20 protein-coding genes and 1 pseudogene are annotated in these 23,639 nt (G+C 68.9%); 4 read left to right on the top strand and 17 right to left on the bottom strand.

What is annotated here, in order from left to right; translation table 11 throughout:
* Positions 1-26: 26 nt before the first annotated feature.
* From EV678_RS07395 to EV678_RS07335, 13 genes and pseudogenes are all read right to left on the bottom strand, one after another.
* A complete protein-coding gene (locus EV678_RS07395; protein ID WP_130459036.1) occupies positions 27-2,246 on the bottom strand; it encodes a chemotaxis protein CheA in 2,220 nt (739 codons plus the stop codon).
* Positions 2,243-2,557, bottom strand: a complete 315-nt coding sequence (locus EV678_RS07390) for an STAS domain-containing protein (RefSeq protein ID WP_014238481.1) — start codon at positions 2,555-2,557, stop codon at positions 2,243-2,245. The genes EV678_RS07395 and EV678_RS07390 overlap by 4 nt, the downstream gene beginning before the upstream one ends.
* Positions 2,558-2,567: 10 nt before the next feature.
* Complete coding sequence (locus EV678_RS07385; RefSeq protein ID WP_014238480.1) at positions 2,568-2,936, bottom strand: response regulator; 369 nt, start codon at positions 2,934-2,936, stop codon at positions 2,568-2,570.
* A gap of 295 nt (positions 2,937-3,231) precedes the next feature.
* Positions 3,232-3,531: pseudogene (locus EV678_RS16585) on the bottom strand (methyl-accepting chemotaxis protein); the annotation flags it as partial.
* A gap of 557 nt (positions 3,532-4,088) precedes the next feature.
* A complete protein-coding gene (locus tag EV678_RS07375) occupies positions 4,089-4,448 on the bottom strand; it encodes a response regulator (RefSeq protein WP_130459035.1) in 360 nt (119 codons plus the stop codon).
* Positions 4,449-4,694: 246 nt separating this feature from the next.
* Entirely contained in the window at positions 4,695-5,324 is a 630-nt protein-coding gene (locus EV678_RS07370) for a response regulator (protein WP_130459034.1), read from the bottom strand.
* On the bottom strand, positions 5,321-6,490 hold the full coding sequence (locus tag EV678_RS07365; RefSeq protein ID WP_165397463.1) for an ATP-binding response regulator: 1,170 nt from the start codon (positions 6,488-6,490) through the stop codon (positions 5,321-5,323). The genes EV678_RS07370 and EV678_RS07365 overlap by 4 nt, the downstream gene beginning before the upstream one ends.
* Before the next feature lie 96 nt (positions 6,491-6,586).
* Positions 6,587-7,933 carry a sigma-54-dependent transcriptional regulator gene (locus EV678_RS07360; protein ID WP_328590242.1) on the bottom strand — a complete coding sequence of 449 codons (1,347 nt, stop codon included), beginning with the start codon at positions 7,931-7,933 and terminating at the stop codon, positions 6,587-6,589.
* Positions 7,926-8,285 carry a 5-carboxymethyl-2-hydroxymuconate Delta-isomerase gene (locus tag EV678_RS07355; RefSeq protein ID WP_130459031.1) on the bottom strand — a complete coding sequence of 120 codons (360 nt, stop codon included), beginning with the start codon at positions 8,283-8,285 and terminating at the stop codon, positions 7,926-7,928. The genes EV678_RS07360 and EV678_RS07355 overlap by 8 nt, the downstream gene beginning before the upstream one ends.
* 19 nt (positions 8,286-8,304) lie before the next feature.
* Positions 8,305-10,137, bottom strand: a complete 1,833-nt coding sequence (locus EV678_RS07350; protein ID WP_130459030.1) for a sensor histidine kinase — start codon at positions 10,135-10,137, stop codon at positions 8,305-8,307.
* A gap of 143 nt (positions 10,138-10,280) precedes the next feature.
* Positions 10,281-11,072 (bottom strand): ABC transporter ATP-binding protein, encoded by a 792-nt coding sequence (locus tag EV678_RS07345; RefSeq protein ID WP_014238472.1) that lies wholly within the window; start codon positions 11,070-11,072, stop codon positions 10,281-10,283.
* A 2-nt stretch (positions 11,073-11,074) separates the two neighbouring features.
* The gene (locus EV678_RS07340) at positions 11,075-11,893 is read right to left on the bottom strand and encodes an ABC transporter permease (RefSeq protein ID WP_014238471.1); all 819 of its coding nucleotides are present in this window, start codon (positions 11,891-11,893) and stop codon (positions 11,075-11,077) included.
* Between the two features lie 4 nt (positions 11,894-11,897).
* The gene (locus EV678_RS07335) at positions 11,898-12,884 is read right to left on the bottom strand and encodes an ABC transporter substrate-binding protein (RefSeq protein WP_014238470.1); all 987 of its coding nucleotides are present in this window, start codon (positions 12,882-12,884) and stop codon (positions 11,898-11,900) included.
* A 335-nt stretch (positions 12,885-13,219) separates the two neighbouring features.
* On the opposite strand from EV678_RS07335, the gene EV678_RS07330 reads away from it, so the two are divergent.
* Positions 13,220-14,770: a tetratricopeptide repeat protein gene (locus EV678_RS07330; protein WP_165397462.1), complete on the top strand. Its 1,551-nt coding sequence runs from the start codon at positions 13,220-13,222 to the stop codon at positions 14,768-14,770.
* Between the two features lie 85 nt (positions 14,771-14,855).
* Positions 14,856-15,713 (top strand): transporter, encoded by an 858-nt coding sequence (locus EV678_RS07325; RefSeq protein ID WP_130459028.1) that lies wholly within the window; start codon positions 14,856-14,858, stop codon positions 15,711-15,713.
* Positions 15,714-15,806: 93 nt separating this feature from the next.
* Here the strand turns inward: EV678_RS07325 and minE are convergent, their stop codons facing one another.
* Genes minE through minC form a run of 3 tightly spaced genes read right to left on the bottom strand, consistent with a single transcriptional unit; the run spans position 15,807 to position 17,782 of the window.
* Positions 15,807-16,073, bottom strand: coding sequence for a cell division topological specificity factor MinE (gene minE, locus EV678_RS07320; RefSeq protein ID WP_014238468.1), 267 nt, complete (start codon positions 16,071-16,073; stop codon positions 15,807-15,809).
* Position 16,074: 1 nt separating this feature from the next.
* Entirely contained in the window at positions 16,075-16,887 is an 813-nt protein-coding gene (gene minD / locus EV678_RS07315) for a septum site-determining protein MinD (protein ID WP_014238467.1), read from the bottom strand.
* 46 nt (positions 16,888-16,933) lie between these two features.
* The gene (gene minC / locus EV678_RS07310) at positions 16,934-17,782 is read right to left on the bottom strand and encodes a septum site-determining protein MinC (protein ID WP_130459027.1); all 849 of its coding nucleotides are present in this window, start codon (positions 17,780-17,782) and stop codon (positions 16,934-16,936) included.
* A 308-nt stretch (positions 17,783-18,090) separates the two neighbouring features.
* Between minC and EV678_RS07305 the strand changes: the two genes are divergently transcribed.
* Positions 18,091-19,974: a potassium transporter Kup gene (locus EV678_RS07305; RefSeq protein ID WP_014238465.1), complete on the top strand. Its 1,884-nt coding sequence runs from the start codon at positions 18,091-18,093 to the stop codon at positions 19,972-19,974.
* A gap of 74 nt (positions 19,975-20,048) precedes the next feature.
* Here the strand turns inward: EV678_RS07305 and EV678_RS07300 are convergent, their stop codons facing one another.
* On the bottom strand, positions 20,049-20,426 hold the full coding sequence (locus EV678_RS07300) for an oxidoreductase (protein WP_014238464.1): 378 nt from the start codon (positions 20,424-20,426) through the stop codon (positions 20,049-20,051).
* Between the two features lie 188 nt (positions 20,427-20,614).
* Between EV678_RS07300 and EV678_RS16300 the strand changes: the two genes are divergently transcribed.
* Positions 20,615-23,590 (top strand): HD domain-containing phosphohydrolase, encoded by a 2,976-nt coding sequence (locus EV678_RS16300; RefSeq protein ID WP_130459026.1) that lies wholly within the window; start codon positions 20,615-20,617, stop codon positions 23,588-23,590.
* Positions 23,591-23,639: the final 49 nt, after the last annotated feature.

The following is a 23,639-nucleotide window of genomic DNA, read 5'->3' as shown; positions in this document are numbered from 1 at the left end:
GTGGATGTGGCGTCGTGGGGCTGAATCTAGGCAGGCTGTTCGCTGCCGATGGCTTGGCCGGCGTTGCTTTCGCCCAACAAGCGGGCTTCCCGGCCGCTGGCGTCGTGCACCAGGGTGGGTACGTCGAGAATGAGGGCCACCTCGCCGGTGCCGAGGATGGTGGAACCGGAGAAGCCTCGCAGGTGGCGGAAGATCTGGCCGAGGGGCTTGATCACGGTCTGGAACTCGCCCAGCAGGCGGTCCACCACCAGGCCGGCCCGGCGGTTGCCGTACTGCACGATGACCACGTTCTCCCGCTGGCTGCTTTCCCCTTCCAGGTTGAGCAGGTTGCGCAGGCGCAGGCAGGGCAGGGCCTCGCCGCGCAGGTCCAGGTAGTGGCTGCTCTGGCCCCGGCTCTGCAGGCGCTCCCCGTCGGGCAGTTCCATGCATTCCTGCACCAGGTCCAGGGGCAGGACGAAGGCGCTGTCCGCCACCTGGATGAGGAAGCCGTCGATGATGGCCAGGGTCAGGGGCAGGCGGATGCGCATGGTGGTGCCAACGCCCTCCTGGCTCTCGATGTCGATGCTGCCGCGCAGGGCGCTGATGTTGCGGCGGACCACGTCCATGCCGACGCCGCGGCCGGAGAGGTTGGTGACCTGCTCGGCGGTGGAAAAGCCGGGCTCGAAAATGAGGTTGAAGACGTCCCGGTCGGTGAGGGCCTGGCCCGGCGCCACCAGGCCCCGGTCCATGGCCTTGGCCAGGATCTTGTCCCGCTTCAGGCCGCCGCCGTCGTCGGCCACCTCGATGACGATGCTGCCGGACTCGTGGTAGGCGTGGAGGCTGAGGCGGCCCTGGGCCGGCTTGCCCCGGGCCAGGCGCTCTTCGATGGATTCGATGCCGTGGTCCATGGAGTTGCGCACCAGATGCATGAGGGGGTCGCCGATCTTCTCCACCACGGTCTTGTCCAGCTCGGTCTCGGCGCCGGTGATGACCAGTTCGATGTCCTTGCCCAGTTCCCGGGAAACGTCCCGCACCACCCGGGGGAAGCGGTTGAAGGATTCGCCGATCTCCACCATGCGCAGGGACAGGGCCCGGTCCCGGATCTCCTCCACGTGGCGTCCCACCTGGGCCATGGCCTCGATCAGGGCAGTGTCGCCGCTACGCTGGGAGAGCAGGGTGGCGGAGGCGCCGGCGATGACCAGTTCCCCCACCTGGTTGATCAGGTCCTCCAGCTTTTCCGCATCGACGCGGATGAAGCGGGTGGCGGCGGAGCGGTTCTCCCGGCCCTTCGCCTGCTTTTCCAGGGCGGCCTGGACCACGGGGGCGGGAATGCCGTCTTCCTGGATCAGCATCTCCCCCAGGGCCGGCGGGGCGGCCTGGCGCTGCCGTTCCAGGGCCCGTTCCAGCTCGGCCTGGCTGAGGGCGCCGCTGGCCACCAGGATCTCGCCCAGGCGCTCCAGCCCTTCCGGCGCCTCGGCGATGAGCTTGAGGTAGTCATCGATGGAACTGCGGGGCGGCAGGAGGGTGATGCGGCAGTCGTCCCGGACGAAGTCGAAGGTGCTGTCGATGGCTTCCCGGCTGGCCTCGCTGCGGAAATCCAGCTCGAAGCCCAGGTAGCAGTTTTCCGCATCCATGGCTTCCGGCGCCGGCATCTGCTGCCACAGGGTGGTGATGTGAGCGATTTCCCCCAGGGTGCCGAGATAGCGCAGGAAGGAGGCCGGGTCCATGCCGTTCTTCAGGACTTCGGGGCCGAAGCGCAGGGAGATGTGCCAGGCATCGTTATGCACCGGGTCCGCCACCTCGCCGGCGGCCGGCACTGCGCTCGGCGGGGCCTGCCGGGGGCTCTCGGCCTGGGAGGCAGAAGGGGCGACGCTGCTGGCGATGCATGCCTGGAGACGGGCCAGCAGGGTGGGCCTGCGGGCTTCCTGGGTGGCGGCGTCGGCCACCTCCTCGCCGGCGATCTGGTTGATGAGGAAGCCCAGGTAGTCGCTGCACTCCAGGAGCAGGGCGATGAGGTCCCCGTCCACCGCGACGCGGCCGTCCCGCACCAGGTCGAGCAGGGTTTCCGCCACGTGGGCGAAGGCCACCAGCTGGTCCAGGCTGAACAGCCCGGCCGAGCCCTTGATGGTGTGGATGGCGCGGAAGGTGGCGGAGATGGCCTCCCCGTCCCGCGGGTCCCGTTCCAGGGCCAGCAGGGAATCCTCCATGCCCAGCAGCAGTTCCCGGGCTTCGGCGACGAAGGTCTGCAGGACGTCATCGGTACTCACGACGGCAGCTCCCCGTTGTTGTCGAGACCGAATGTCTGGTGCAGGTCGTACAGCTCGAACATGGTGTTGACGGCCGGGTGCAGGGCCACCAGGCGCAGGCTGCGCTGCTGCATCTGGGCCTGGCGCAGGACCAGCAGCAGGAGCTGGACGCCGACGCTGTCGATCTCATTGACCTGGCTCAGGTCGATCTCCACCCGGGGGCCGGCGCACAGGGCCAGCAGCTCGTCCTTGATGCCGGCGTCGTAGATGGTGAATTCGCCCTGCAGGGCAAGGTGCATGACGCCGTCGGCGGAATGGGTTTTCATCTCCATGGCGCGCTCCTCAGGGCATGACCAGCTTGGTCACGGCGGTGAGCATCTGGGCCGGCTGGAAGGGCTTCACCACCCAGGCCTTGGCGCCCGCCGCCTGGCCACGCTGCTTCATGCTGTCGCCGGCTTCGGTGGTGAGCATGATGACCGGGGTGAAACGGTGCTCCGGCAGCTTCTTCAGCTCGGTGACGAAGGTGATGCCGTCCATCACCGGCATGTTCACGTCGCTGATGATGAGGTGCACCTTCTGGCCCTTGAGCTTGTTCAGGCCGTCCTGGCCGTCGCAGGCTTCCAGGGTTTCGTAGCCGGCACCCTTGAGGGCAATGCTGACGACCTGGCGCAGGGAGGCGGAGTCGTCGACGATGAGAATTGTCTTTGCCATGGGGGCGGTCCTAAAAGAAGGTGATGTCGGAGTCGGCCGGTGCCTGGCTGCTCTTGCCGCCATGCACGGCGTGCTGCTCGGCCGTGGTGTAGGTGCTGGCCAGGTTGTCCAGCCAATCCTGGGCGTCCAGGTGGTCCGGCCCGGTGGCCAGGTGCCGCTCCAGCCTTTCCATGTCCTGGCGGACGTGGCCCAGCATCTGGCCGATGCGGTCCTGGAACTGGAGGGAGACCAGGGATTCGGCCACTTCCTGCTGGATGCCCTGGTGCTGCCGGCGCAGGGTGTTGGCGGTGTCCGCCAGGTCGCCGGTGACGCGCTGGAAGCCTTCGAGGATTCCCGCCACCGAGTGCTGGGCCTGGCCCAGGGCCTGCTCGTCCGCCAGGGCGCCCTGGTCCGCCGCCTGCAGGGCGCCGTGGATGGCCTCGTTGACCAGTTGCACCTTGTCGGCGATGCGCCGGCCGGTGCCGGCCGATTCGTTGGAAAGCTCCCGCACCGCGTCGGCGACCACGGCGAAGCCGCGCCCCGCATCGCCGGCCCGGGCCGCCTCGATGGCGGCGTTGAGGGCCAGCAGGTTGGTCTGGCCGGCGATGCGGCCGACCCCCTGGGCCATGGCATCCAGTTCGTCGGTGAAGGCGGCGAGGCGGCCGATCTCTTCCAGCATGCGGCGCTTGTTGGCCAGCAGCCCGGCCAGGGTGGCGAGCAGGGCGTCCAGTTCCCGGCGGCTGTGCTCCAGGGTCTGCAGCAGATTGCCGCCCACCGAGGCGTCGGAGGCCCGGGCGCTGGCTTCCAGGCCGTCCACAATGCCGGCGAAGCGGGAGGAGAGGGCGGCGATGGCCGTTTCCGTCTGCTCGCCGACCAGGGTCAGCTGCTTGCGCCAGATGGGCAGGATGTGGCCTTCGATGCTGTGCACCTGGGCGGTCAGTCCCGCCTGGCGTTGGCGTTCCTCCGCCTCGCCCCGGGCACCGGCCGCCAGGGCTGCGGCCAGCCGTTCCTGCAGCAGGCGGCTGTGCTGCCGGCCATACCAGGCGCCGGCTGCCCCGGCGAGCGCCAGCAGCAGGGCGCCGCCGATGCCGCCGGCCGTGCTGCCGCCCTGGCCCAGGGACCAGGCGGCGCCGGCCAGTCCCAGGCCGAGCGGGGTCCAGGTGGTGGGGGCGCTCATTGCCGGGCCTCCGCCAGGTGGCGCACCGTACTGGCCAGGGGTTCGAAGTCGGAGGACTTGTCGAAAAAGAAATCGGCGCCGGCCGCGGCGCAGCGGCGGCGGAAGCCGGGATGGTTGGTGAAGATGGCGACGATGGTGGCCGGCGCTTCCAGCTTCACCTTGCCCAGCAGGGACATGCCGCTGCCGTCGGCCACCTCGATGTCCAGGATCAGCAGTTCGGGGCGGAACAGGCGGAAATGGCGCAGGCCGATGTCGATGCGATCGGTGACCACCGTTTCCACCCGGGGCAGGTCGGCGAATGCCAGGCGCAGCCTTTCGCTGACCAGCTTCGAGTCTTCGACGATGAGGATTTTCATGGCGCTTGTCCGTGGCGTGCTGCGATGGGTGTATTTCACGCCAGACGCCAAAGCGCCGCCGTCGGCAACGGCGGAATGTGACTTAGGGCAAGCCTGATTCGGGGGTCAGGTAAACCCTACAAGAGGAGTGCCCGCGGCAGCGGGCCGGCCATGCCGGGGATGGGAGGGGGAAGTAGGAAGGAGGTGGGGAGGAAGCGGGGAGGAAGACGTAAAACGGGCAGCGCAACGACAGGGCGGAGGCGGGGCCTAGGGCCGGCCCAGGCCGTGGCGCAGGGCGTAGCGCACCAGTTCGGCATTGTTGTCGATGCCGAGTTTCTGCATGAGGCGGGTCTTGTGGGTGCTGACGGTCTTGGCGCTGACGTGCAGCCGTTCGCCCACGGCGGCCAGGGCCAGGCCCTGGCTGAGCAGCTGCAGCACCTCGAATTCCCGGTCGGAGAGGGCCTCGTGGGGCGGCGCCTCTTCCGGGGCGCCGAAGACCATGGCGTCCACCAGGGCCGGGTCGATGAAGCGGCCGCCCTTGGCCACCTTGCGGATGGCCGCCAGGAGAATGGCCGGGTCGCTGTCCTTGGTCACGTAGCCGCTGGCGCCGGCGCGCAGGGCCCGGGACACCAGCTGGCTCTCGTTGTGCATGCTGAGGACGACGACGGGGACCTCCGGCGCTTCAGTATGGGCGCGGCGGATCAGGTCCAGGCCGCTGATGCCGGGCATGGACATGTCCATCAGCAGCAGGTCGATGCCGCCCTGGCGCAGCCGGGTCAGGACCTCGCTGCCCTGGCTGGCCTCGCCGGCCACCTCCAGGTCGGCTTCCGTGGCCAGGAGTTGCTTGAGGCCGCTGCGTACGATGCTGTGGTCGTCGGCCAGCAGGATGCGGATCATGGCAGTTCCTCCGCCAGGGGAATGGTGATGTGCAGGCGGGTGCCCCGGCCCGGGGCACTGTCGATGCGCAGCTTGCCGCCCAGGGCTTCCAGGCGCTCGCCCATGCCCAGCAGGCCGAAGGAGTTGCCGCCCACCTGGCTGGGGTCGAAGCCCTTGCCGTTGTCGGCGATCTCCAGGCGGATGTGCTCCGCCTCCAGGCTCAGGCCGATGTCCACCTGGCTGGCCTCGGCATGACGGGTGACGTTGGTGAGGGATTCCTGGACGATGCGGAAGAGGGTGGTGGCCCGGCTGTCGTCCAGGGGAATGTCGTCCCCGGCCAGCAGGTGGCAGGCGATGCCGGTGCGCTGGCGGAATTCTTCGGTGAGCCATTCCAGGGCCGGCAGGATGCCCAGGTTGAGCACCGCCGGACGCAGCTGGGAGGCCACCTGGCGCATCACCCGCACCGCCTCCTCCACCAGATGCTGCATGGTGTCCAGGCGTTGGCCGATGGCCGGCGGGGCGTCGCCCAGCTCCCGTCGCAGCAGGGTCAGGTCCATTTTCAGGGCGGTCAGCAGGGAGCCCTGCTCGTCGTGGATCTCCCGGGCGATGCGCTTGCGCTCCTGCTCCATGGCGGCTTCGCCGTGGGCGGCCAGGTCCCGCAGCTGCTGCCGGGATTCGAGCAGTTCCTGGGCCATGCGGCGGCGTTCGGTGATCTCCGCGCTGAGGTGCCGGTTGGCCACTTCCAGTTCCGCCGTGCGCTCCTGCACCCGCAGTTCCAGGGTGCGGCGCAGGGCCCGCAGGGTCAGGTGGGTGGTGACCCGGGCCTGCACTTCCTCGCTCTTGATGGGCTTGCCGATGTAGTCCACGCCGCCGCAGGAAAAGGCCTGGATGCGGTCCTCCACGGCGCTGGCGGCACTGATGAAAATCACCGGGATGTCCCGGGTGGCCGGGTCGGCCTTGAGCTTGGCGCACAGCTCCAGCCCGCTCATGTCGGGCATGCGGATGTCCAGCAGCACCAGGTCCGGCTGCAGGCCGTCGAGGGCGGCCAGGGCCTGGGCCCCGTCGGCCACGGCGTGCACCGTGTGGCCGTAGCGCTGCAGCAGCTGGGTGAACAGATGGCGGTCCAGGGCGGAATCGTCCGCCAGCAGGATGGTGCCGGTGATGCCGTTGTCGAATCGCGCAGGCACGGGAGCCTCCCGGTTTGCGGCCCTGGGGGGCCGCTTCTTGTGCCACCCATTTTGACGGCATCGGACCGGGCCCGGCAAGGGCCCCGGCCGGCGGCTTCAGCGGCGGAAGGTGTCGGCGGCGATCTGCAGGCGGGCCAGCTTGTCGTAGAGGGTCTTCTTCGGCAGCTGCAGGCGCTCGGCCGCCAGGGCCACATTGCCGTGGCAGGCCGCCAGGGCGGCCTCGATGAAGCCCTGTTCCGCCAGTTCCAGGCGTCGGGCCAGGGGCAGCTCGGCCCCCGGGGTGCTGCCCGCCGCGGATGCCGCCTGGGGCTGGTCCAGGCCCAGGCAGAAGCGCTCCGCCGCGTTCTTCAGCTCCCGCACGTTGCCCGGCCAGGGCTGGGCCTGCCAGCGGGCCAGCTCGGCCGGGCCCCAGGCCGGCACTTCCCGGCCGAAGCGCTTGGCCGCCTGCTGCAGGAAGTGGCCCATGAGCAGGGGAATGTCCTCCTGGCGCTGGCGCAGGGGCGGCAGGTCGATGCTGACCACGTTGAGCCGGTAGTAGAGGTCGGCGCGGAACTGGCCGGCCTCGGAGAGGGCCTTGAGGTCGGCCTTGGAGGCGGCCACCACCCGGCAATCCACGGCCACCGGGGCGTTGCCGCCGAGGCGCTCGATGCTGCGCTCCTGCAGGGCCCGCAGCAGCTTGACCTGGAGGTTGAGGGGCATGGACTCGATTTCGTCGAGGAACAGGGTGCCGCCGTGGGCGTATTCGATCTTGCCGATGCGCCGCTTGCCGGCGCCGGTGAAGGCTCCCGCCTCGTGGCCGAACATCTCGCTCTCGAAGACGCTCTCGGGCAGGGCGGCGCAGTTGATGGCGACGAAGGGGCCGCGCCGGCCGGAGGCGCTGTGGATGGCCCGGGCCACCACTTCCTTGCCGCTGCCGGTCTCGCCGTTGATGAGGATGTCCACATCGGTGGGGGCCAGGGCCGCCACCAGGCGGCGCACCTCCTGCATGGCCGGGGTCTGGCCGATCACCGGCAGGCCATCCTGGGTCGGCAGGGCTTCCTTGAGGCGCCGGTTTTCCAGCAGCAGGGCCCGCTTCTCCAGGGCCTGGCGGGTGACCCGCACCAGATGTTCGGAAGTGAAGGGTTTTTCGATGAAGTCGTGGGCGCCGTCGCGCATGGCCTGCACCGCCATGGCCACGTCGCCGTGGCCGGTGACCAGGATCACCGGCAGCTCCCGGTCCAGCTGGCGCAGTTCGCCCAGCAGGGCGATGCCGTCCCTGCCCGGCAGGCGCACGTCGCTGACCACGGCCCCGGGCAGTTCGGCGGCCAGGGCCGCCAGGGCCCCTTCGGCATCGGCGAAGCTGCGCACCTCCAGGCCGGCCAGGGTCAGGGCCTGGGCGCTGCCCATGCGCACCGCCGGATCGTCCTCGACGAGAAAGACCGGCAGGGCGGCGGCCTCAGACACGGCGGCTCTCCTTGGCATAGCTGGCCCGGTCGATCTCGAACAGCTCCACGCACAGCTGCAGTTCGGTACCCGGTGCCGCCTGCACCAGGGGCGAGAGGGCGGCCAGCAGGCTGTCGGCCAACTGCTTCCTGGTGTCCATGCTGCGTCCCGGCATGAGGCTCAACTTGGCGTGGGCGAAGGCCCGGGGCGTGGCGGCGGTGCCGACGCAGAATATATCCAGGGCCAGGGCCCGGCTCTTGATGTCGGCTTCCTCGAAGAGGCCGGAGTCGGCCAGGCAGCGGTTGAGGGCGGCGAGGCCGGCGGCCGGGTCCAGGGAGAGGTTGGCGCTGTATTCCAGGGTCAGGTGGGGCATGGCGTGGTTCCGGGGCGGGTCAGGCGGAGATGGGGGTTGGCTGGGTGCCGCTGGCGGCTTCCAGGATGATAGCGAATTCGGCGCCGCCTTCCGGCCGGTTGCTGCCCTCCAGGCGACCGCCGAAGCCTTCGACGATGGCCAGGGAAATGGCCAGGCCCAGGCCCAGGCCTTCGCCCACGGGCTTGGTGGTGTAGAAGGGCTCGAACAGGTGGGCCAGGACCTCCGGCGGCAGGCCCGGGCCCTCGTCGCGGATGGCGATGCGCACCTGGGAGCCCCGCCGTTCGGCCTGCAGGTGCAGGCGGGGCGCCGGCCGCTCCTGCATGGCGTCGAGGCCGTTGCGCAGCAGGTTCACCAGTACCTGCTCCAGGCGGGTGGTGTCGGCCAGCACCGCCAGTTCTGGGGCGATGGGCGCCACCTGGATGGCGGCCTGCAGCTCCCGCCGCCGCGGTTCCAGGATCAGCAGGGCGTTGTCCACGGCCCGGGCCACGGGGACCGGGCTCTTTTCCGCCGGGCCCTTGCGCGAGAAGGACTTGAGCTGGGTGACGATGCGCCCCAGGCGGGCGGTGAGCTGGCGGATCATGGCCAGGTTCTCCCGCACTTCCTCCAGGCGGCCCAGGTCCATGAGGGCCACGGCGTTGTCGGAGAAGGTCTGCAGGGCGGCCAGGGGCTGGTTCAGTTCGTGGCTCATGCCGGCGGACATCTGGCCCAGCACCGCCAGCTTGCCGGCCTGCACCGCCGTGTCCCGGGTCTGGTGCAGGATCGCCTCGGCCTGCTTGAGGGCTTCCACCTTGCGGGTCAGGTCGGCGGTGCGTTCGGCGATGGCCGCCTCCAGGGCGGCATGGGCCTGGTGCAGTTCGGCCCGGCGCTTGCGGCGCAGGTTCTGGTGGGCCGCCAGGGCCAGCACGAAGGCCAGGGCGAAGGCGGCGGTGAAGCCGGCGCCGAGGGCGCTGCGGCGGGCTTCCGCCGGGTCGGTGAGGAGCACCACGCGCCAGCCCTGGTGGCCCACCGCCTGGCTTTCCATGAGCAGGTCCCGGGGGCGCCGGTCGGTCACCGCCAGGCGCACGCTGCCGTCTTCCAGGGCCCGGTCGCTGATGAGGGGTTCCAGGGGACTGTCGCCGTACTTGCGGCTGGCCGCCAGCCGTTCCCGGGCCAGGGGGGAGAGGGGGGCCAGGGTGCGGTAGCGCCACTCGGCTTTGGGGGCGAGGAAGATGACGCCCTCGTCGTCGGCCAGCAGCACGGTGTCGCCGCTCCTGGCCAGGGCGGATTCGAAGGGGGCCAGGTTCACCTTGATGGTGACCACGCCCTCGATGGGGCCGTGGCTGCCGTCCCGCACCGGGGCGGCGAGGAAGTAGCCCGGCTCGCCGGTGGTGGCGCCGACGCCGTAGAAACGGCCCAGGCTACCCTTGATGGCTTCCCGGAAATAGGGGCGGAAGGCGTAGTTGTGGCCGACGAAGCTGCCCGCCTTGTCCCAGTTGCTGGCGGCCAGGGTGTGGCCGCGGCGGTCGATGAGGTAGGCGGCACTGATCTCGGCGCCGCTCTGGGCAGTCTTCAGATAGGCGTTGGCGGCCTTGGCCTGGGCGCTGCCGGCGGGCTGGGCCAGCAGTTCGTGCAGCTTGTGCTCCAGGGCCAGCAGGCCGGGCAGGGCCTCGTAGCGGGCCAGGGTGGCTTCCAGGGAAAGGGCGTAGAACTCCAGGCGGCGGGCGGCGTTCTGCCGTTCGCCATCGAGGAAGATGGTCAGGGCCACCCGGTAGGCGAGCCAGCCGAAGACAAGGCAGGCGGCGAGCAGGGCGGTGCCCAGCAGCAGCCGGCGGCGGCTGGAGGTGGCGGGGGCGGGCAGGGGCGGCAGGGACACGGTGGGAGGGGGCGCGGTCAGGGTTGGGTGGCAGCCGCCTATGCTAATGCCCGGACCCGGCGGCGGCCAGACGCAAAGGAAGGAAGACGGGAAAAGCGGGGAGAAAAAGCGGGGGACGGCAGCCGCCCCCCCCGCGGCGGTGCCTAGTCCACCGCCGCCAGCTTCAGCTCGTCGGCAGCGTGGCGCTGCTGCTCCTCCATCACCAGGCGGCCCAGCTCCCGCTTCAGCTCGTTGAACTCGTGGCTGGAGGGATCCCGGGGCCGGGGCATGGTGACGTACTGGTCCCGCTTGATGGTGCCGGGGCGGTAGGTCATGACCACGATGCGGTCCGCGAGGTAAATGGACTCCTCGATGGAGTGGGTGACGAAGAGGATGGTCTTGTTCAGCTTCTCCCAGATGCGCAGCAGTTCGTCCTGCAGGTTGCGCCGGGTGAGGGCGTCGAGGGCGCCGAAGGGCTCGTCCATGAGCATGATGGGCGAATCCAGGGCCAGCACCCGGGCGATGGCCACCCGCTGGCGCATGCCGCCGGAGAGGTCCTTGGGGAAGCGGTCGCGGAAGTCCTTCAGGTGCAGCAGGTCCAACAGCTGGTTCACCGTCAGGTCGATCTCGGCCTTCTCCTTCTTCTGGATTTGCAGGCCGAAGGCGATGTTCTGGGCCACGGTCATCCAGGGGAAGAGGGCGTATTCCTGGAACACCATGCCCCGGTCCGGGCCCGGGGTGAGGATCTTCTTGCCCTCGATGACGATCTCTCCGGCCGAGGGCGGCTGGAAGCCGGCCACGGCATTGAGCAGGGTGGATTTGCCGCAGCCGGAGGGGCCCAGCAGGCAGACGAATTCGCCCTGCTTGACGGTGAGGTTGATGTCCTTGAGGGCGGTGACGTCGCCGCCGGGGGTCTTGAAGACCTTCTGCACGTCCTTAATCAGGATGTCGCTCATGGTTAGTGCTCCAGGCCGCGGTGCCAGCGCAGCAGGTGGTTGTTGAGGCGGCTGACGGCGGTGTCGATGGCCAGGCCCAGCAGGCCGATGGTGATCATGCCGGCGATGATCTTGTCCGACCACATGAACTCCCGGGCTTCCAGGATGCGGAAGCCGAGGCCGTCGTTCACCGCGATCATCTCGGAGACGATCACCACGATGAAGGCGGTGCCGATGCCGATGCGCACCCCGGCCAGGATGTAGGGGGTGGAGGCGGGCAGGATCACCCGGGTGAACATGGTCCAGTAATTGACCCCCAGGTTGCGGGCGGCCCGCAGGTAGATGCCGTCCACGTGGCGCACCCCGGCGATGGTGTTCATCAGCACCGGGAAGAAGGCGCCGATGGCGATGAGGAAGAAGGACGGCGGGTTGCCCAGGCCGAACCACAGGATTGCCAGCGGGATGTAGGCGATGGGGGGGATCGGCCGCAGGATCTGCACCAGGGGGTTGAACAGGTCGTAGATGCGGTTGTTGGCACCCATCACCAGGCCCAGGGGCAGGGCCAGGCCGGCGCCGATGATGAAGCCGACGATGACCCGGTAGAGGCTGGAATAGGCGTCGTGCAGCAACTCGCCGGAAATGAGCCAGGTGAAGTAGCTGCCGCTGCCCGGGACGTAGTCCTGGGTCGGCAGCAGGTAGGCCCACCATTTCACCGCCACGGCGCTGGGGGAGGGCAGCAGCACCTCGGAGAAGAGGCCGGCCCGGGAGCCGGCCTCCCACAGGATCAGCACCAGCACCGGCACCAGGGCGCCGTGGGCGAAGGCTTGCAGTTTCTTCAGCATGGCCTTACTTCACCTTCAGTTCGGTCTTGGCCTTCTGCAGCAGGTCCAGCTTGACCCACTCGGCGGCCTTGGGCGGCTTGGCCATGCGGCCGACGCCGTACTTCTGCATGAAGGAGGTGGTGATGTCGATGTGCTCGGGGGAAACGTCGTAGGTGTAGTCGGCGTTGTCCATGGCGTCCTTGAAGTCCTGGGAGCTGATCTGGCCCTTGAACATCTGCTCGCGCACGTACTTCTCCGCCAGGGCCATGTCCTTGTTGAACAGGGCGGTGGCTTCGACGAAGCACTTCATGACCCGCTGGGCCACGTCCTTCTTCTCGTTGTACAGCTTCTCGGTCATCACCAGGAGGCGCACCGGCTCGCCCATGGCGGTGTTGTAGGGCTTCATGATCTCCACCCCGAACTTCTTGTTGAGGGCCTGGGAGGACTGGGGCTCGGACTGGCACATGGCGTCGATCTGCTTGGCGGCCAGGGCCTGGTTGAGGTCGGCGAAGGCGAGGAAGACGATCTGCACGTCCTTGCCCGGCTTGTCGGACCAGGTCAGGCCGGCCTTTTCCAGCTCGGCGTAGAGCAGCAGCTCGTGGGCGCCGCCCCGGGTGACGCCCACTTTTTTGCCCTTCAGGCCCTGGATATCCTTGATGCCGGTGTCGGCGCCGGCCACCAGGCGGGCGCCGCCCTTGGCGAAGCCGGCCACGGTATAGATGGGCACGCCGTTGGCGCGGCCGGAGATGGCGCCGTCGGAGGCCAGGGCGGCGATGTCCACCTCACCGGCGACGATGGCCGGCATGATGTCCGGGCCCTTGGGGAACATGCGTTCCTCCACCTTCAGGTCGTACTTGGCGCACAGCTCCTTCATGTAGGACACGGCGCCGTAGTGGGCGAACTTCAGGTTGCCCAGGCGCACCACGTCCTCGGCCCGGGCCGGCGCGGCGGCCAGCAGGGCGGAAGCACAGAGGGCGGTGACGGCCGCAGCCAGAACTTTGCGTTGTTGCATGGAAGTCTCCTCACAGGGTGGATGTCCCCGGCGGCAGTGCCGGGTTGTGAGGCTCCTGTTTGCAGGGACCGTGCCATCCGCCGGAAAGGTTTGCAGGCGATTGTTTTTTCAGGGATTTGGATCGGAATTTGGGTGCCGCGCCTCCCCGGGTTTTCCGGAAAACCGCACGCCATGGCTCGCTCGTTCCGGGATTCCGCACAGGGTCGGCCATCGTCTTAACCCGGATTTACCCGGGGCTTAACCCGTATTTACATCCCCCGGGCCAAGAATGCCCCGGTGGCGTCCCGGCGCAGCCGGCGGCGCCGGTCATGGCAAGCACGGGGAGCTGGCAACGCATGTCGCACATCGACGGACTGGAACAGATCATCGCCCTGGTGGGGCGCAGCGCCAGCCTGCGCCAGGAAGGCCGCACCGAGGCCGCCCTGGGCTGCCTGCAGCAGGCCCTGGCGGTCAATCCCCGGCTCTATCCCCTGCACCTCAACTGCGCCCGCCTGATGGCCGAGCTGGGGTGTTACGAGGAAGCCATCGCCGCCTACGGCCGCTACCTGCGCGACGCCCCGGACGACGGCGAGGCGGCGGCCCAGTGCCGCCAGCTGCAGCAGGAGGCGGAGGAGCACTACGGCACCCTGCTGGAGATCGACCGGGACAACGTGGATTTCCATGTGCTGCGGGGCAATATCCGCCTCGGCGCCGGCCGGGCGGCTGCCGCCCTGGCCGACTTCGACCAGGCCCGCCGGCTCGATCCCCGCTGCTGGGGTCTGGAGGCCCGTCGGGGCGCGGCCCTGGTCGCCCTGTACCGGCACGAGGAAGCCCTGGCGGCCCTGGACCGGGCCCTGGAGCGGGAACCGGGCAATCTCCAGGTGCGCCTGCAGCGGGGCCGGGTGCTGCAGGCCCTGGGCCGCTGGGAGGCCGCCTTCGCCAGCTACGAGCAGTTGCTTTGCTTCCATCTCGACCACCCGGAGGCCCTGGTGGAGCAGGCCCACTGCTGCTTCGCCCTGGGGCGCTGGCGCGAAGGCTGGCAGCGCTACGAATGGCGCTGGGAAACCCGGCAGATGGCCGACGCCTGGCTGCCCAGCACCGCGCCCCTGTGGCTGGGCCGGCAGTCCCCCGAGGAGCAGACCGTGCTGCTGTGGGCCGAGCAGGGCCTGGGCGACACCCTCCAGTTCCTGCGCTACGTGCCCCGGGTGGCCGCCCTCGGCGCCCGGGTGCTGTTGCTGCTGCCTCCGTCCCTGGCCGCCCTGGCTGCCAGCCTGGGGCCGGGAATCGAGATTCTGCCCATGGGCGGCGACCTGCCGCCCCACGACCTGCACTGTCCCCTGCTCAGCCTGCCCCTGGCCCTGGGCCTGTGCCGTCCCGAAGAAGGGCCTGGGACGCCCTATCTGCGGGCATCCCCGGAGCGTGCCGCCAGGATGCCCGTCCTGCCTGCCTTCCAGGGCAGGCGCATCGGCCTGGTGTGGTCGGCCAAGGCCGACGGCGATGCCGGCCGCAACCTTGCCCTGGCGCAGCTGCAGCCCCTGCTGGGGCCGGGGCGCCGCTTCTATTGCCTGCAGCAGATGATCCCGGCCGCCGACCAGGAAGCCCTGGCCGCCCTGCCCCAGCTGCAGCGGGTGGATGAATGGCTGGAGGACTGGGCCGACACCGCCGCCCTGGTGCAGCAGCTGGACCTGGTCATCAGCGTGGACACGGCGGTGGCCCACCTGGCCGGCGCCCTCGGCCGCCCCTGCTGGCTGCTGCTGCAGCATGGCGGCGAATGGCGCTGGGGCCGGCAGGGGGCGGCGACCCCCTGGTACGCCAGCCTGCGCCTCTTCCGCCAGCCGGCCTGGGGCGACTGGGACGGCGCCGTGGCCCAAGTGGCGGCCGCCCTGGCGGACTGGCGCGGGGGCTGAGCGCGGCTGCCGGCCTCGGGCCAGTCCTGGCCTGGGGAAGGCCCTAGCTTGCCTATCCGGGGGCCTTTCGCCACACTTGCGCGCCATGCGCAAACTCACCTACCTCGCCCTGCTGCTGCCCAGCGCCGCCGCCTGGGCCATCGACCTCCAGCCGGGGGACCTGCAGGTGCCGCCCTCCGGCACCAGGATGATCCAGCTGGCCTACCAGGACAGCGACCGGGGCGACATGTACGTCCGCGGCCGCAAGATGCCCGGCGAGCCCAAGGTGACCCTATCCCAGACCCAGCTGCGCCTGGGTGCCACCTTCGACCTGGGCGGCATGCCCGCCTTCTCCTATCTGCAGCAGCCCGTCGGCAGCCTGCATCCGGGCGGCACCCTGGCCAGCCTGCCGGGGGCTTCGGGCTTCGGCGACACCACCATGCTGCTGGCCGTGTGGCCCTACGCCAACCATGCCAGCCAGACCTATTTCGCCGTGGGCGGCTACCTGACCCTGCCCACCGGGGATTACCAGGCGGGGCGAGTCCTCAACATGGGCAGCAACCGGGTCAGCACGGCCCTGCAGGTCGGCCTGCAGACCGCCGTGCTGCGCAATCTGCACTGGATGGGCGCGGTGGACGGCATGCGCTCCGGCACCAACAAGGAATTCGGCCCCCTGCGCCGGGAGCAGGACCAGGAGGTGCTGTACACCGCCCAGACCGGCCTGCGCTACGACATCAATGCCACCTTTGCCCTGGCCGCCACCTATTTCTACACCTGGGGCGGCGAGACCCGGGTGGCGGGCGTGGCCCAGAACGACCGCACCCAGCTGGAGCGCTACCAGCTCACGGCGATTGCCAACTCGCCCGTCGGCAAGCTGTCCCTGCAATACGGCGGTGATTTCCGCACGGAAAACGGCCTCCTGGAAGACCGGCGCTGGGTGGTCCGCCTGACCCGCTTCTTCTGAGGCGGGGCCGGGCCTGCCGTCAAGGGCAGGGCACAATGCAGGACAAAGAAAAAGCCGGGGCATGCCCGGCTTTTTGCTTGGTGGCAGAGTGGCTCAGCGGGCCTGGCCCACTTCCGGCAGAACGATGTTCACTTCCAGCACTTCGAAGTTGTTCTTCTTCTCCAGGGAGACCTTGATGTCGTCCTGGTTCACCTTGACGTACTTGGAGATGACGGCGATCAGCTCCTGCTGCAATTGGGGCAGGAAATCCGGCGAGCTCTGCTCGCCGCTGCGTTCCCGGGCGATGATGAGCTGCAGGCGCTCCTTGGCGACCGAAGCGGTCTTTTGTTTCTGGCCAAAAAGAAGGTCGAGCAGGGACATGTCACTTGCCTCCGAACAGGCGCTTCAGGATGCCCGGCTTTTCGTAGTCCACGAAGCGCAGGGGCACTTCCTCGCCGAGGAAACGGGCCACCATGTCCTGGTAGGCGTCGGCCACGTCGCTGCCGTTCATGTGGATGGCGGGCGTGCCCTGGTTGGAGGCCTGCAGCACAACTTCGGATTCGGGAATGACGCCGAGCAGGGGAATGCGCAGCAGTTCGTGCACGTCCTTGTAGGAGAGCATTTCGCCGTCCTCGACGCGCTTGGGCGAATAGCGGGTCACCAGCAGGTGTTCCTTGACCGCCTCGTTGCCTTCCTTGGCGCGGCGGGACTTGGACTGGACGATGCCCAGGATGCGGTCCGAGTCGCGCACGGAGGAGACTTCCGGATTGGAGACGACGATGGCCTCGTCGGCGAAGGTGAGGGCCATGACGGCGCCCCGCTCGATACCGGCGGGGGAGTCGCAGACCACGTAGTCGAAGCCCATGTGCTCCAGTTCCTTGAGCACCTTCTCCACGCCTTCTTCGGTCAGGGCGTCCTTGTCCCGGGTCTGGGAGGCGGGCAGCACGAAGAGGTTCTCGGCGTGCTTGTCCTTGATCAGGGCCTGGGTCAGGTTGGCTTCGCCGTTGATGACGTTCACCAGGTCGTAGACCACCCGGCGTTCGCAGCCCATGATCAGGTCCAGGTTGCGCAGGCCGACGTCGAAGTCGATGACCGCGGTCTTGAAGCCGCGCAGGGCCAGGCCGGAGGCGAAGGCTGCGCTGGTGGTGGTCTTGCCCACACCACCCTTGCCGGAAGTGACGACGATGATTCTCATGGGACCTCTGGATTGGTAAGAGTAAGAGTTGTCGGAAATTTTGGGTTCAGCTGGTCTTGAGGGCTTCGAGCACGAGCTTTTCGCCTTCCAGACGGATTTGTACGGGCTTGCCGGTGAGGCTCTTCTCCGAGCCCGGTTCGAAGGTGCGGTACACCCCGGCGACGGAGGTCAGCTCGGCTTCGAAACAGGTGGTGAAGATGCGGGCATTGGCGTCGCCCCGGGCGCCGGCCAGGGCGCGGCCGCGCAGGGGGGCATAGATGTGGATGTTGCCGTCGGCGATGACCTCGGCGCCCGGGCTGACCATGGCCAGCACCACCAGGTCGCCGCCCCGGGCATAGACCTGCTGGCCGCTGCGCAGGGGCTTGTCCAGCACCAGGGTGCCGCTGGGGGCCGCTTCTGCTGCCGCGGCGGGGGCCGGGGCGGCAGCGGGCGCTTCATTGGCCGGGGCGTTGGCGGGGGCGATGTCCAGCTCGGCCTGGGCCGGCGCGGCGGCGGCTGCCGTCGGGGCGGCGGGGGCGGCCGGAGTCTCGGCTTCGGCCCGGCGCGGGCTGTGGCGCACCTGGGTTTCCGCCTCTTCGACCACGATCAGGCCGACGTTGCGGGCCGCTTCGGCCTGAGCCGGGGAGGCGTTGCGCACGCCGATGGGGGCCACCTGGTAGCGGCGCAGCAGGGGCAGCAGGCCGGCCCAGTCCAGCTCGATGTCGGCGGGCAGTTCGCCCAGGTCGATGACGGTGGGCTCGAAACTGAAGAAATCCGAACTGGGGCCGTACTGGTCGGTCAGGCTGTCGGCCAGGGAGGGCAGGTCCGCCGAGCGGAGGGCGGCCTGCAGCACCGTCATGGCCAGGGTGGTGCCTTTGATTTCGAGCAGGGGGACGGACTTGGGGGCTGACTTCATGGGGGCCCGGGGGCATGGACGTGAGAAAACGCGAGTTTACCAGACAGTTGGGGCCTTTCCGCCACCATCGGCGGCAACATTCAGGACGCGGTCATTTGCCGCCCTGCCGGGGCCGTACGGAGGGGAATGTTGCGTCGCAATAAATGGGTGTAGACTGGCGCACCCCGGTTGCCTCCATGCTGTAGCGGAAGGTCGGCCGGATGTCGGTATGCCCCTGGGCAAGGGGCGCCGGCCCGTCTTCCAAACCGCGGCAAAAGCGGGGAAGACCCAGCGCTGTCATTACTTTCGACACCCCTGCGGGAGTTCGCATGCACGATTCCGTTCAGACCACCAAGGCGCGGCTGGCAGCTCTGGCCCTGGCCGCCCTCGGCGTGGTCTATGGCGACATCGGGACCAGTCCCCTGTACGCCATGAAAGAAGTTTTCGCCGGCAACCATCCTATCCCCCTGACCGAGACCAACGTCCTGGGCAGCCTGTCCCTGTTCTTCTGGGCGCTGATCATCGTCGTTTCCCTGAAGTACGTGGTCTTCATCATGCGGGCCGACAACCGGGGCGAAGGCGGCATCATGGCCCTCATCGCCCTGGCCCTGCACGAGGCCCAGGACCGCAAGCGGCGCCAGCAGATCATCATGATCATCGGCATCCTCGGTGCCGCCATGTTCTACGGCGACGGCATGGTGACCCCGGCCATTTCCGTGCTCTCCGCGGTGGAGGGCCTGGAGATCGTCACCCCGGCCTTCAAGCCCTTCGTCATCCCCATCACCCTGGTGGTGCTGTTCGGCCTCTTCTTCATCCAGCGCCGGGGCACCGCCACGGTGGGCGTCATGTTCGGGCCGGTGATGATGCTGTGGTTCTCCACCCTGGCCCTGCTGGGCCTGTGGAATATCATGGCCAACCCCCACGTGCTGCTGGCCGCCAACCCGGTCTACGGTTTCGAATTCCTCCTCGCCAACAAGGCCATGGCCCTGGTGGCCATGGGCAACGTGGTGCTGGCGGTGACCGGGGCCGAGGCCCTCTACGCCGACATGGGCCATTTCGGCCGCAAGCCGATCCAGCTGGCCTGGTTCAGCTTCGTGCTGCCGGCCCTGATGCTCAACTATTTCGGCCAGGGCGCCCTGATCCTGGCCGACCCCGCCGCAGCCACCAATCCCTTCTTCAACCTGGCTCCCGAATGGGCGGTCATGCCCCTGGTCTGCCTGGCCACCCTGGCCACGGTGATCGCCTGTCAGGCGGTCATTTCCGGCGCCTTCTCGGTGACCCGCCAGGCCATGCAGCTGGGCTTCGTGCCGCGCATGGAAGTGCAGCACACCTCGGAGAAGGAGCAGGGCCAGATCTACCTGCCGGGCGTGAACTGGGGCCTCTTCGGCGCCGTGGCGGTGCTGGTGCTGGGCTTCAAGTCCTCCAACAACCTGGCGGCGGCCTACGGCATCGCCGTCACTGGCGACATGGTCATCACCTCCCTGCTCGCCACCGTGGTGGCGGCCAAGGTCTGGCGCTGGGGCTGGAGCCGGGCGGTGCTGCTGTTCACCGGCTTCCTGGTGGTGGAACTGACCTTCCTCACCGCCAACATCCTGAAGATTCCCGACGGCGGCTGGTTCCCCCTGGTGGTCGGCGTCTTCGTCTTCGTCCTCATGACCACCTGGAAGCGGGGCCGCCAGCTCCTGGCCGACCGCCTCAAGGGCGAGGCCCTGCAGCTGCTGCCCTTCATCGACAGCATCGCCGTCTCGCCGCCGACCCGGGTGCCCGGCACCGCCGTCTTCCTCAATGCGGACCCCAACGGCGTGCCCCATTCCCTGCTGCACAACCTGATGCACAACAAGGTGCTGCACGAGCGGGTGATCATGGTCTCGGTGCAGATCTTCGACGTGCCCTACGTGCCGGAGATCGATCGGGTGGAGGTGCACAAGCTGAAGGAAAACTTCTTCCGCGTCATCGTCCAGTACGGCTTCAAGGACGATCCGGACATTCCCCAGGCCCTTTCCCTCTGCGCCGACTATGGCCTCTCCTTCGAGATGCTGGAGACCTCCTTCTTCCTCGGCCGGGAGACCCTGATCCCCCGCCTCGGCTCGGAAATGGCCTTCTGGCGCGAGAAGCTGTTCATCGCCCTGTTCCGCAACGCCGGCAGTGCCACCAGCTTCTTCAAGATCCCCTCCAACCGGGTGGTGGAGCTGGGCACCCAGGTGGTGCTGTAAGCCCCTTGCCTCGGCCTTCCGGCCAAAGAAAAAGCCGCCCGCGGGCGGCTTTTTTCATGGTCCGGGACCTGGCTTCAGACGTATTCTTGGTCGCCGTGCTTGCCGCTCACCAGCTTGCCGGCGGAGAGGGACATCATCAGCAGGGCGATGGACTCGTGCATGATCAGGGTGTGGGTGTTGCCGCTGTCCACCATGTGCTTGCGCAGGGCTTCGCGCACCTTGGGGGCGCCGGTGACGTCGATGATGATGTCGACTTCGTTGCCCAGGGCGGCCAGCTCCATGAAGTTGTTGGTGACCTTGACGCCGTGCTCCTTGGCCAGGGCGATGCCGGGCATGGACAGGTCCAGGTCGGCGACGCCGAGGACGGTGACGAAGGGGGCGGTCAGCAGCTGCTTGAGCAGGGGGGTGCCGGTTTCGCCGGCGCCGACGACGGCAATGCGGAATCCTTGCATGGTGGAAATACTCCGGGATCGGGAAAAGCGCCAGTCTGCCGCCAGAATCGATCGCCAGGCTTGACCTAAATCAACGCCGGCGCCCCCGTCCCCGGCCACTTCGTGACGGATGTGGCGTTTCCCCCCGGCGTCCCGGTGTTAGCCTGTGACCATGTCGCGGCCCCGACGGGCCTCAGCGGAGAATGGTCATGGCACTTCAGGCAGCAGTCTTTCCCAGGGGCCAGCGGGGCCGCCTCTATCCCCTGCACATCCACATCGCCTACCTGTTCACCCTGCTCATTTTCGTTGCCTGCTCGGTGATCGGCTGGTTCAATTTCCACCAGTCACGCCGCATCGTCCTGACCGCCGCCAGCGACGTCTTCGAGCGCACCGCCCGCCAGACCGGGGATGACCTGCAGCGCCTCTACGGCCCCCTGGAAACCCTGGTCGAACTGCTGGTGCACCATCCCCTGGCCGCGGCTCCCAGCCTGGATTCCCGGCTGCAGGCCCTGCCCATGCTGCGGGAGGCCCTGGAAAAGAACGCCCATCTCTCCGCCGTCTATGTGGGCTACGGCAACGGGGACTTTTTCCTTATCCGCTCCCTGGCCAGCCGGGCCGTGGCCCTGGCAGTGCAGGCGCCGGCCGGCGCCCGTTTCCTGGTGCAGAGCATGGAGCGCCAGGGCAGGGCGGCGCGCCCCACCTTCATCTTTTTCGACGAGTGGCTGCAGGAACTGGAGCGGCGCCATCCGGCCGCCTACGATTTCGATCCCCGGGGCCGTCCCTGGTTCATCCGGGCCCAGACCGCCACCGCCCTGGTGCGCACCGAGCCCTACGTCTTCTTCACCACCCGGGAGGTGGGCAAGACCTTCGCCCGCCTCGCCGGCAGCGGCGCCGTGGTGGCGGCGGACCTGACTCTGGAAGAGATTTCCGCCTCCCTCGCCGGTGCCGGCATCACCCCCGGCTCCCAGCTGGCCCTGGTAGATGCCCGGGGCCGGGTTCTGGCGGAGCGGGACCGGGAACGGCTGCACCGGGCCAATGCCCGGGCCGGCGGCCAGCTGCCGACCCTGGACCAGCTGGGAGTGCCGGTGCTGGGGGCCCTGGCCGCGGCTGGCGCCGGGAATTCCCGGGTGATCGAGGCTGCCGGCCAGGTCTGGCACGGGCGGGCGGTGGCGGTCCCCGAGGCCGGGGACGAGCCCAACTACCTGCTGGTGGCGGCGCCGGAAAACGAATTGCTGGCCGAGGCGGTGCGCATCCGCACCTGGACCCTGTGGGTCACCCTGGCCCTCATCGCCCTGGCCATTCCCGGCACCTGGTGGCTGGCCCGGCGCATCTCCGGCGAGCTGAAGGACCTGATCCGGGAGTCGGCGGAAATCCGCCGCTTCCGCTTCGACGGCACCCCGGCCAAGGGCTCCCCCATCTGGGAGATCGACGAGCTGTCCCGCTCCATGAACCAGATGAAGGGCACCATCCGCAAGTTCCTCGACATCAGCGCCACCCTCACCGCCGAGCGCAATTTCGACCGGCTGCTGGAACGGGTGCTGCAGGAGACCCTGGCCAGCGCCGAGGCCAGCGGCGGCATCGTCTACCTGATGGCGGAGAACGGCCGCGGCCTGCTGCCGGCGGCTCTGCGCTGGGAGGTGGGGGCCGCCGCGGAAGAACAAGGGGCGCCGGCCAGCGGTGAGGTGGCGGGGCTGCCGGGCCTCGTCTTCCTGCCGACGGCCCGGGAGACCCATCCCCTGCTGCTGGCGGTCCTGGAGGCCCGCACCCAGGTGCTGGATGTGCCGCCCCAGCGTCCCCCCGGCATGGAATTCCTCGATGCCCCGGGCAGCCCCCTGGTGGGCCTGCCGGTGCTGCTGGTGGCCCTGCCCCTGAAAAACCGGGCCCAGGAGGTGGTGGGGGTGCTGGCCCTGTTCCTGCCGGGCAGCGCCGAGGCGCCGTCGCCGGAGCGCATTTCCTTCATCGAGGCCCTCTCCGGGGCTTCCGCCGTGGCCATCGACAACCAGCGCCTGATCCAGGCCCAGAAGGCCCTGCTGGAAAGCCTGATCCAGCTGGTGGCCGGCGCCATCGACGCCAAGAGCCCCTACACGGGCGGCCACTGCCAGCGGGTGCCGGAGCTGACCAAGATGCTGGCCCGGGCTGCCTGCGACGCCACCGCCGGCCCCTACGCCGACTTCTCCCTCAGCGACGAGGAATGGGAGGCCCTGCACATCGCCGGCTGGCTGCACGACTGCGGCAAGGTGACCACCCCCGAGTACGTGGTGGACAAGGCGACCAAGCTGGAAACCCTGTACGACCGCATCCACGAGGTGCGCATGCGCTTCGAGGTGCTCAAGCGGGACGCGGAGATCGAGTTCTGGCGGCAGGTGGCCGCCGGCGGCGACGGTGCAGCCCTGCGCCAGGCCCTGGATGCCCAGTGGCAGGTGCTGGACGAGGAGTTCGCCTTCGTTGCCAGCTGCAACCAGGGCGGCGAATTCATGGCGCCGGAGAAGCTGGAGCGCCTGCAGCGCATCGCCGGCCGCACCTGGCGGCGCACCCTGGACGACCGCCTGGGTCTGTCCTGGGAAGAGGGGCGGCGCAAGGCCCAGCTGCCGCCGGTGCCCCTGCCGGCTCCCGAACCCCTGCTGGCGGACAAGCCGGAGCATCTCCTGGAGCGGGGCCCGCGGGACCTGATGCCGGCCGACAATCCCTGGGGCTTCAAGCTGCAGGTGCCGGCCTGGAAGTTCAACCGGGGCGAACTGCACAACCTGGCCGTGGCCCGGGGCACCCTCTCCGAGGAGGATCGCTACATCATCAACGACCACATCGTGCAGACCATCATCATGCTTACCGCCCTGCCGTTCCCGCGGCATCTGCAGAACGTGCCGGAGCTGGCCGGCGGCCACCACGAGAAAATGGACGGCAGCGGCTACCCGAGGCGCCTGCGGCGGGAGGAAATGAGCGCGCCGGCCCGCATGATGGCCATCGCCGACATCTTCGAGGCCCTCACCGCCGTGGACCGGCCCTACAAGAAGGGCAAGACCCTCTCCGAAGCCGTCCGCATCATGGTGGCCATGAAGCGGGAAGGGCACATCGATCCGGAACTGTTCGACCTCTTCCTCACCTCGGGCGTGTACCGGGAGTACGGCGAACGCTACCTGCGCCCGGAGCAGATCGATTCGGTGGATGTGGGGAGTTGTATCGGCTGAGGCTTTTGTCACGTCGCCGAAACTGCCGGCGTCATAAACTGGCGCCGCT

The organism is Azospira oryzae (genome assembly GCF_004217225.1).
Classification (GTDB): Bacteria; Pseudomonadota; Gammaproteobacteria; order Burkholderiales; family Rhodocyclaceae; genus Azospira; species Azospira oryzae.
The sequence above is the reverse complement of the archived record's forward strand: the minus strand, read 5'-3'. Positions and strand labels throughout refer to the sequence as shown.

Coding starts and splice junctions, on each gene's coding strand:
- minD (WP_014238467.1), bottom strand. CDS start 16,887: ATGAGAATCATCGTCGTCACTTCCGGCAAGGGTGGTGTGGGCAAGACC.
- EV678_RS07335 (WP_014238470.1), bottom strand. CDS start 12,884: ATGCAACAACGCAAAGTTCTGGCTGCGGCCGTCACCGCCCTCTGTGCT.
- EV678_RS07375 (WP_130459035.1), bottom strand. CDS start 4,448: ATGAAAATCCTCATCGTCGAAGACTCGAAGCTGGTCAGCGAAAGGCTG.
- EV678_RS07300 (WP_014238464.1), bottom strand. CDS start 20,426: ATGCAAGGATTCCGCATTGCCGTCGTCGGCGCCGGCGAAACCGGCACC.
- EV678_RS07345 (WP_014238472.1), bottom strand. CDS start 11,072: ATGAGCGACATCCTGATTAAGGACGTGCAGAAGGTCTTCAAGACCCCC.
- EV678_RS07305 (WP_014238465.1), top strand. CDS start 18,091: ATGCACGATTCCGTTCAGACCACCAAGGCGCGGCTGGCAGCTCTGGCC.
- EV678_RS07390 (WP_014238481.1), bottom strand. CDS start 2,557: ATGGAGATGAAAACCCATTCCGCCGACGGCGTCATGCACCTTGCCCTG.
- minC (WP_130459027.1), bottom strand. CDS start 17,782: ATGAAGTCAGCCCCCAAGTCCGTCCCCCTGCTCGAAATCAAAGGCACC.
- EV678_RS07355 (WP_130459031.1), bottom strand. CDS start 8,285: ATGCCCCACCTGACCCTGGAATACAGCGCCAACCTCTCCCTGGACCCG.
- EV678_RS16300 (WP_130459026.1), top strand. CDS start 20,615: ATGGCACTTCAGGCAGCAGTCTTTCCCAGGGGCCAGCGGGGCCGCCTC.
- EV678_RS07340 (WP_014238471.1), bottom strand. CDS start 11,893: ATGCTGAAGAAACTGCAAGCCTTCGCCCACGGCGCCCTGGTGCCGGTG.
- EV678_RS07330 (WP_165397462.1), top strand. CDS start 13,220: ATGTCGCACATCGACGGACTGGAACAGATCATCGCCCTGGTGGGGCGC.
- minE (WP_014238468.1), bottom strand. CDS start 16,073: ATGTCCCTGCTCGACCTTCTTTTTGGCCAGAAACAAAAGACCGCTTCG.
- EV678_RS07325 (WP_130459028.1), top strand. CDS start 14,856: ATGCGCAAACTCACCTACCTCGCCCTGCTGCTGCCCAGCGCCGCCGCC.
- EV678_RS07385 (WP_014238480.1), bottom strand. CDS start 2,936: ATGGCAAAGACAATTCTCATCGTCGACGACTCCGCCTCCCTGCGCCAG.
- EV678_RS07370 (WP_130459034.1), bottom strand. CDS start 5,324: ATGATCCGCATCCTGCTGGCCGACGACCACAGCATCGTACGCAGCGGC.